9 protein-coding genes are annotated in these 8,243 nt (G+C 49.3%); 8 read left to right on the top strand and 1 reads right to left on the bottom strand.

Going from position 1 to position 8,243, the window contains the following annotated elements:
* A partial coding sequence (locus ACN0TT_RS03520) for an IS3 family transposase (RefSeq protein ID WP_417760763.1) occupies positions 1-179 on the top strand: 179 nt, incomplete at its 5' end.
* A 135-nt stretch (positions 180-314) separates the two neighbouring features.
* Here the strand turns inward: ACN0TT_RS03520 and metG are convergent.
* The gene (gene metG, locus ACN0TT_RS03515; RefSeq protein ID WP_417760757.1) at positions 315-2,345 is read right to left on the bottom strand and encodes a methionine--tRNA ligase; all 2,031 of its coding nucleotides are present in this window, start codon (positions 2,343-2,345) and stop codon (positions 315-317) included.
* A 159-nt stretch (positions 2,346-2,504) separates the two neighbouring features.
* Between metG and apbC the strand changes: the two genes are divergently transcribed.
* The 7 genes from apbC to holB are packed head-to-tail and all read left to right on the top strand — an operon-like array spanning position 2,505 to position 8,238.
* Positions 2,505-3,623 (top strand): iron-sulfur cluster carrier protein ApbC, encoded by a 1,119-nt coding sequence (gene apbC, locus ACN0TT_RS03510; protein WP_417760756.1) that lies wholly within the window; start codon positions 2,505-2,507, stop codon positions 3,621-3,623.
* A gap of 6 nt (positions 3,624-3,629) precedes the next feature.
* Positions 3,630-4,268 (top strand): uridine kinase, encoded by a 639-nt coding sequence (gene udk / locus ACN0TT_RS03505; protein WP_417760755.1) that lies wholly within the window; start codon positions 3,630-3,632, stop codon positions 4,266-4,268.
* Positions 4,269-4,280: 12 nt separating this feature from the next.
* Positions 4,281-4,862, top strand: a complete 582-nt coding sequence (gene dcd, locus ACN0TT_RS03500; RefSeq protein WP_417760754.1) for a dCTP deaminase — start codon at positions 4,281-4,283, stop codon at positions 4,860-4,862.
* A gap of 4 nt (positions 4,863-4,866) precedes the next feature.
* Positions 4,867-5,694 carry an aminodeoxychorismate lyase gene (pabC, locus tag ACN0TT_RS03495; RefSeq protein WP_417760753.1) on the top strand — a complete coding sequence of 276 codons (828 nt, stop codon included), beginning with the start codon at positions 4,867-4,869 and terminating at the stop codon, positions 5,692-5,694.
* Positions 5,694-6,701, top strand: coding sequence for an endolytic transglycosylase MltG (gene mltG, locus ACN0TT_RS03490; protein WP_417760752.1), 1,008 nt, complete (start codon positions 5,694-5,696; stop codon positions 6,699-6,701). The genes pabC and mltG overlap by 1 nt, the downstream gene beginning before the upstream one ends.
* Entirely contained in the window at positions 6,701-7,339 is a 639-nt protein-coding gene (gene tmk, locus ACN0TT_RS03485; RefSeq protein WP_417760751.1) for a dTMP kinase, read from the top strand. Before mltG ends, tmk begins: the two co-directional genes overlap by 1 nt.
* The gene (holB, locus tag ACN0TT_RS03480) at positions 7,336-8,238 is read left to right on the top strand and encodes a DNA polymerase III subunit delta' (RefSeq protein WP_417760750.1); all 903 of its coding nucleotides are present in this window, start codon (positions 7,336-7,338) and stop codon (positions 8,236-8,238) included. The genes tmk and holB overlap by 4 nt, the downstream gene beginning before the upstream one ends.
* Positions 8,239-8,243 lie beyond the last annotated feature (5 nt).

Below are 8,243 nucleotides of genomic sequence, written 5' to 3'. Positions count from 1 at the left end.
TGGAAAGCTTCTTCCACACATTAAAGGTTGAAGCGCTGCAAGATGAGCCACTCATGACACGAGAGCAAATGAGACAAGCGGTATTTGAGTACATTGAGGTTGATTACAATCGGACCAGACGGCATAGTGCTCTTGGTTATTTGAGCCCAGAAAACTTTGAATTAAAAAATAGTGCTTAGCAAAGTGTCCACTATTACTGGATCAGATCAATGCTATTAAGACCGAAAAATTCGCAAAATATGAAAAATTTGTTTAATTTTAATACACAAAAAAGGCCGCAATCGCGGCCTTTTTTACGTTCAATGCAAAGCGAATTACTTCACGCGCATACCTGGTTGGGCACCTTCGTGTGGCTCCATGATCCACAGGTCTTTGCCACCAGGGCCAGCGGCCAGCACCATGCCTTCTGATAAGCCAAAACGCATCTTACGTGGGGCAAGGTTGGCTACCATCACTGTCAGTTTGCCTTCCAGATCTTCAGGGTTGTATGCTGATTTAATCCCAGCAAATACTTGGCGAGTTTCGCCGCCCAAATCCAATTGCAGTTTCAGCAACTTGTTCGCTTCTGGTACCGCTTCAGCTTTCTTAATCAATGCGATACGCAAATCGATTTTAGCAAAGTCTTCAAACGCAATAGTTTCGCTGATTGGGTCTTCTGCTAATGGGCCTACCGCTTTTGCTGGTTCAGCAGTGGCTTGCAGGCTTTCTTTGGATGCATCAACCATAGCGCTCACTTTGTCCAACTCAACACGTTGCATCATCGGCTTGAATGCGTTGATGGCGTGACCGTCGATTGAATCATTCAGACCTGACCAAGTTAGCTCAAGATCCATGAATGCTTCAACGTCGCTAGACAGACGTGGCAATACGGGTTTCAGATAAGTCACCAGAATACGGAACAGATTCAGCGCGACTGAACAAACTTGATGGGCGCGTTCCAGCGTTTCTTCCGCTTTAACTAACTGCCATGGTGCTTCGTCAGCAACATAGGCGTTAGCAATGTCGGCCAGCGCCATGATTTCACGAATCGCTTTACCGTATTCGCGCGCTTCATAAAACGCTGCAATTTGCGCTTGTTTGGCAAGGAATGACTCAGCCAAGCTGTTGTCGGCGACAACAGCCAATTTGCCGTCAAAGCGTTTAGTGATAAAACCTGCAGTACGGCTGGCCAAGTTCACCAGCTTACCTACCAAATCAGAGTTTACCCGTTGGGTGAAGTCTTCTAAGTTCAGGTCAAGGTCGTCAATACGGCCAGACAACTTAGCGGCATAGTAGTAGCGCAGATATTCTGGGTCCAAGTGATCCAGATAGGTGCGCGCTTTAATAAAGGTGCCTTTTGATTTTGACATCTTAGCGCCGTTCACTGTCACGTAGCCGTGAGCATAAACGTTGGTCGGTTGGCGGTAACCCGCTCCTTTCAACATGGCTGGCCAGAATAAGCTATGGAAGTAAACGATATCTTTACCGATGAAGTGATACACCTCAGCGTTAGAATCGGCATTCCAGAATTCATCAAAATTCAAATCACCACGTTTGTCGCACAGGTTTTTGAACGAACCCATGTAACCAATAGGTGCATCCAACCATACGTAGAAGTATTTACCTTCAGCGCCCGGGATTTCAAAACCGAAATATGGCGCGTCACGGCTGATGTCCCACATCTGCAAACCTTGCTCAAACCATTCATTCAGCTTGTTAGCAATTTCGGGTTGCAGTGAACCTGAGTGGGTCCACTCTTTGAGCATGTCTTCAAACGCTGGTAGGTCGAAGAAGTAGTGCTCTGACTCGCGCAATACTGGTGTTGCACCGCTCACCGCTGAACGAGGGTTAATCAATTCAGTTGGGCTGTAAGTTGCGCCACACGCATCACAGTTGTCGCCGTATTGATCCTCAGACTTACAGTTAGGGCAGGTGCCTTTAACGAAGCGGTCTGGCAGGAACATCTGCTTTTCCGGATCAAACAGCTGTGAAATGGTTTTGGTTTTGATGTAACCGTTGTCACGCAGTTTCAGGTAGATACCTTGCGCCAGTTCGCGGTTTTCATCGCTGTGGGTGCTGTGATAGTTATCAAAACTGATGTTAAAGCCAGCAAAATCTGCCTGATGCTCAGTGTTGACTTGAGCAATCATCTCTTCTGGCGAGATCCCCATCTGCTGGGCCTTAAGCATGATAGGTGTGCCGTGGGCATCATCTGCGCAAATGTAGTGACATTCGTTGCCGCGTAACTTTTGAAAACGCTGCCAAATGTCGGTTTGAATATACTCCAGCATGTGCCCCAAATGGATAGGTCCATTGGCATAAGGAAGGGCGCTGGTCACAAGAATTTTACGTTGAGAATCTGACATCTTTTATACGATCTAACTAAAGGCCCAAAATAGTGGCACAGATACTAACCGATCCATCACTTATTTTCACCAATCCGTGCGATAAGTGCGTTAAATCTATTCCAAATTCGCTGCTAATATCTGGTACACTTGGCCAAATTTATTTGCGGGGATTGTGTTTTGTCTTCTGAAACTCAGGATTTTCGTCTCAACGATGCTCTGCTGGCAAAAGTGTTAGCAGTATTAAACGATTATCAAGATCCATACCTGAAACAAGGTTTGGTTGATGCAAAAATGGTGAACAAGCTGGCCTTGGAAGGCAAGCGTCTACAACTGGGATTAGTTTATCCCTATCCATGCCAGTCGCAGTACCGTGACACGGTTATGGCTATCACCAACGCCTTAGTGGCGGCTTGCAGTGAGATTGATGAAGTTGAAGCCGAAATCGACCTGCAGATCAAAAGTTATTCCGCGCTGGGTAATATCCCGCCAATCCCTAATGTGAAACAAGTGATTGCTGTTGCCTCAGGTAAAGGCGGCGTTGGTAAATCCACTACCTCCGTAAACTTGGCGTTGGCATTGGCGGCTGAAGGCGCTAACGTTGGTATTCTCGACGCAGACATCTACGGTCCATCTATTCCTATGATGTTAGGTGTTGAAGGCTTCCGCCCTGTATCTCCTGATGGCAAACACATGACCTGCGCTAATGCGCACGGCATCAGCGCACAAAGTATCGGTTTTATCCTTGGTGAAGATCAAGCCGCGGTATGGCGCGGCCCAATGGCGGCGGGTACGTTAGTGCAGTTGGTTAATGAAACCCTGTGGCAAGACCTAGATTATTTGGTAGTTGATCTGCCACCAGGCACCGGCGATATCCAACTCACACTGTCACAAAAAGTGCCAGTGAGCGGTGCCGTGATTGTCACCACACCGCAAGACGTGGCACTGGCTGACGCGCAAAAAGGCGTAACCATGTTCCAAAAAGTGAACATTCCAGTCTTGGGTGTTGTTGAGAACATGAGCTTCTACCTGTGTCCTGAATGTGGTCATAAAGACCATCCATTCGGTAGTCACGGTGGTCAACGTATTGCCGAACAATACGGTGTACCGCTATTGGGCGCTTTACCGCTGAACATTCAAATTCGCGAAAATATGGATAACGGTACACCAACCGTGGCCTCTGCGCCGGACAGTGAAGTTGCCGCCATTTACCGCGATTTAGCGCGTAAAGTTGCCGCGAGTTTGGCTGCGCAAACAGTGAGCCAAACTGTGTCTATTGCTATTTCGGATGATGAGTAAGCCTTGATGAGTACGCCCGCTTGTGTGGTGATTGGTATTGCCGGCGCCTCAGCCTCCGGCAAAAGTTTAATTGCCCGCACTATTTATGAAGAGCTGTGCCGTGATTTGGGAACAGACCAAATTGGTGTGATCAGCGAAGATAGTTATTACCGTGACCAAAGCCACTTGGCAATGGAGCAACGGGTCCTAACTAACTATGATCATCCCAAAGCGTTAGACCATGAGTTGCTCGGTACACATTTGTCCGCCCTAAAAGAGGGAAAGCCAGTCGAAATCCCTTGCTACAGCTACACGCAACATACACGCACAGGCGAGTTTATGTTGATGACGCCAAAAAAGGTGTTCATCCTCGAAGGGATTTTGTTGCTGACCGATCCGCGTTTGCGTGATTTACTCGACGCCAGCGTATTTATGGATACGCCTTTAGATATCTGCTTGCTGCGCCGTTTAAAACGTGACGTAGAGGAGCGGGGCAGAACCATGGATTCGGTGCTGACACAGTATCAAAGCACCGTACGTCCTATGTACTTGCAGTTTATTGAACCGTCTAAGCAATACGCTGACATCATCGTGCCTCGCGGTGGTAAAAACCGTATCGCGACCGATATCCTTAAAGCACGTATCCAGCATCTGCTGGTTAAGTGAGGAGAGTGCCATATGCGTTTGACTGATAACGAAATTATCGCCGCGCTGGACGATGGTACTATCGCTATTGAACCGCGCCCAGAAAGCGATGCAATCAGTGGTGTAAGTGTGGATGTGCGCCTAGGTCATGCCTTTCGCGTGTTTAAAGATCACACCGCACCTTATATTGATTTGAGCGGCCCCAAAGCCGAAGTACAAGCGGCGTTGGATCGCGTTATGAGCGACCAAATCGATATCGCTGACGGCGATGCGTTCTTCCTGCATCCGGGCGAATTAGCCTTGGCAGTGACCTTTGAAAGTGTGCATCTTCCTGCTGATATCGTCGGTTGGTTGGATGGTCGTTCATCACTGGCGCGTTTGGGGCTGATGGTACACGTTACCGCCCACCGTATCGATCCAGGTTGGCAAGGTCGTATTGTGCTGGAGTTCTACAACAGCGGTAAATTGCCGTTGGCGTTACGGCCAATGATGACTATCGGCGCACTTAATTTCGAGCGTCTGTCTGGCCCTGTTGCTAAGCCTTATAACACGCGTAAAAACGCCAAGTATAAGGATCAGCAAGACGCGGTAGCGAGCCGGATCAGTCAGGACTAAGCGCGTGACGCAGGTGTGGATTAACGGCCAGCAGGATGCAACGCTCGACCCAATGGAGCGTGCGTTTGCCTATGGTGATGGCGTATTTGCTACCATGGCGGTCGATAGTCACGGGCAACTGCGCTTTGCTGAGTGTTATTGGCAACGGTTGCAAGATGGCTGTGCCCGCCTTGGTTTTGCTTGGCAACCGAGTGACAGCCTGTTGGCGCTAGTCCATGACCTCGCGGCTAAACACCCGCTGCATTGTCTCAAGTTACAACTCTCTCGTGGTGTCGGTGGCAGAGGTTACGCGCCACCGACCTCAGTGCAAATTACTGAAGTTGTATCTGTCAGCCCGCTGCCAGCGCATTATCGACAATGGCAAGCGCAGGGAATTAGTCTAGCCACGTCTGCAGTAAAACTCGCTCGTCAACCGCTGCTCGCGGGCTTTAAGCATTGCAATCGTCTCGAACAGGTGCTGATCAAGCAACATGCGTTACCGCAGGGATATGACGATTGGTTGGTGCTCGATACTGCGCAAAATGTGGTGGAGTCGTCCATGGCTAATCTGGTGTTGTTGGTTGAACAGCAACAACAATTAAAGGCGTTGGTGCCAAGCCATGCATATGCGGGGATTGCGGGCGTCATGCGTCAGCAACTGCTGTTGGCGTTGCTCGCTGATGGCATCAGTATTGAGATGCGAGACATCACCATGGCGGATTTACTGCAAGCTAAACACTTTTTGCTATGCAATAGTTTGTTTGGCACCGTTGACGTATGCCGCGTCGATAATCATCCCTTTGCGCGTTGGCAAGGTACAGCGCGTTTGCAACAACTACTGGTACCTCATTAATGACAAAATGGATGTTACGACTCTTCGCTGCGTTGTTTAGTCTTTTGGTTATCGCCGCAGTTGCTGGTATGTGGGCGTTTCATCAAACCCGATCGTTAGCGCAACAACCCTTGCCAGTACCTAAAACTCGAGAGCTAACGCTGCAACATGGCACCTCATTTCATTCGCTCGGCAAGTTATTAGCGGAGCAACAATTAATTCAGTATGACTGGCGTTGGAAGCTGTTAGGCAAGTTGCATCCAGAGCTGACGGCGATCCAAAGCGGTCTTTACCAGATTGACTCAACCGACACGGTAAATAGTTTGCTGGAGCGTATTATCCGTGGTGATGAAAAGCGCTTTTTCTTGACCTTGATTGAAGGCAAAACCGTGCAGGAATGGTTGCTTTATCTGCAAACCCTGCCCCATCTTAATGTTGACCAACAGGCGTTTAACCGCGTTTTAGCCGCACATGGCGATACCAGTGAACATCCAGAAGGCAAGTTTTTCCCAGATACCTACCAGTATCGCGCCTCTAGCGGCATTGACTCAATTTTGAACCAAAGCTACCTAAAAATGCAGCATGCGCTGGATAGCGTTTGGCAACAGCGTGATAGCAATTTGCCGCTGGAAACCCCGTATGAATTGCTCACCTTGGCATCAATTATTGAAAAGGAAACGGGGCAGGAGTCGGAGCGACCATTAATTGCGGCGGTGTTTATTAATCGTCTACGCAAAGGCATGCGTCTGCAAACCGACCCATCAGTGATCTACGGTATGGGCGCGCGTTACGACGGCAATATTCGCCGTAAAGATCTCCGTGAAGCAACCCCGTACAACACCTATCGTATTAAAGGTTTACCGCCGACGCCTATTGCCGCACCTGGGCTTGAATCTTTGCAAGCTGCGGCGCATCCTTCCGATGCGACCTACCTTTATTTTGTATCGCGTAATGACGGCTCGCATATTTTTTCCAACACGCTGGCCGAACATAATAAAGCGGTCGATAAATATCAGAGAAATCGTTAATGGAACATTCGACAACCGCCGGAAAATTCATTGTTATTGAAGGCCTTGAGGGCGCGGGTAAATCTAGCGCTATCGCATCAGTTAAGCAATTTCTGGCGCAACTGAACCACCGCGAACCGGTGTGCACGCGTGAGCCGGGTGGTACGCCATTAGCGGAAAAAATTCGCACGTTAGTGAAAGAAGTTAACCACGATGATCCGCTGTGTGACGAAGCCGAATGTTTGTTGATGTACGCCGCCCGTGCGCAATTGGTGGCTAACGTGATTAAACCCGCTTTGGCCGATGGTCAATGGGTGCTTGGCGATCGCCATAATTTGTCGTCGCTAGCTTACCAAGGTGGCGGCCGTGGTATGTTGCCGCTGGTACAAGCCATCAGTGATGTTACGCTCAAAGGTTTTAAACCGGATCTGACGCTGTATTTGGATATTCCGCCTAAAGTCGGCTTAGCGCGCGCAGCCAACCGTGGTGCGTTAGACCGCATTGAGCAGCAAGCCATCGACTTTTTCGATCGCGCTCGCAGCACCTATCTTGAGTTAGCCAATGCCGATGACACCATTGAAGTGATCGACGCCTCGCAACCGATGGACGCCGTCCAGCGCGATATTCTCAGTGCACTACAGCGTAGGTTAACCGCATGAGTTCACTTCCTTGGCTGCAACCCGCATTACAACAGTTTTACCAGCAACAGCAAGCCGGACGGTTAGCGCACGCGTTGTTATTGCCCTTAACTGTAGGCGATGGGGGGGTAGTCTTGGCGGAGCAGTATGTTGCCGCGGCACTATGTGAGCAACGCAATGCTTGCGGTATGTGCCGTAGTTGTAAGTTATTGCAGGCGGGCAATCATCCAGATGTCCATTGGCTAAAAGCTGACGGCAACCAGATTAAAGTTGAGCAAGTGCGTGAACTGTGTCAGTCGCTAACGGCTACTGCACAGCAGGGCGGTTATCGGGTGGCGGTGATTGAACAAAGTGAGCGGATGAATACTGCCGCCGCCAACGCCTTGTTGAAAACCTTAGAAGAGCCGGGCAAGAATACCTTGCTGATATTGCAGACGGATATCAGCAGCAGTTTGTTACCTACCATTACTAGCCGCTGTCAACGCGTTGCTGTTAGCTCACCCAGCACCGCGCAAGTGCAGCAGTGGTTAGCTCCTCAAACCCTCTCAGATGACATTTTGGCATGGGCTTTGCCTACACTTGGTGGAGCACTCGCATTAAGGGACGCCCTCCAAAGCGACCGTTTTGCAGCGCTGGCCAAGCTGAAAGATGACATCGAACACAGTTTTATCTCTGGTCATGTTGATCCACAACTGGCAGATATTAAAGAAGATAGTATTTTTGATGCGCTATCCTTAAGTTATCGCGTGTTGCTACAGCAGATGCGCGTTGGCGGAAAGGATGCATTCGTGATGAACGCGATAGCGGCGTTAGCCGAGCGGATCATGCGTGATAGCCAGCAATTGCGACGGATGCCAACTGTCAATTATTTGGCATTAATGCAGAGTTATGTCCTAGACTATAACAGGCTGAAAAACTAACACTA

Source organism: Shewanella sp. (assembly GCF_048265805.1).
In the GTDB taxonomy this organism is placed as follows: Bacteria; Pseudomonadota; Gammaproteobacteria; order Enterobacterales; family Shewanellaceae; genus Shewanella.
Note: the sequence above shows the minus strand (reverse complement) of the source record. Positions and strands in the feature narration are given on the sequence as shown.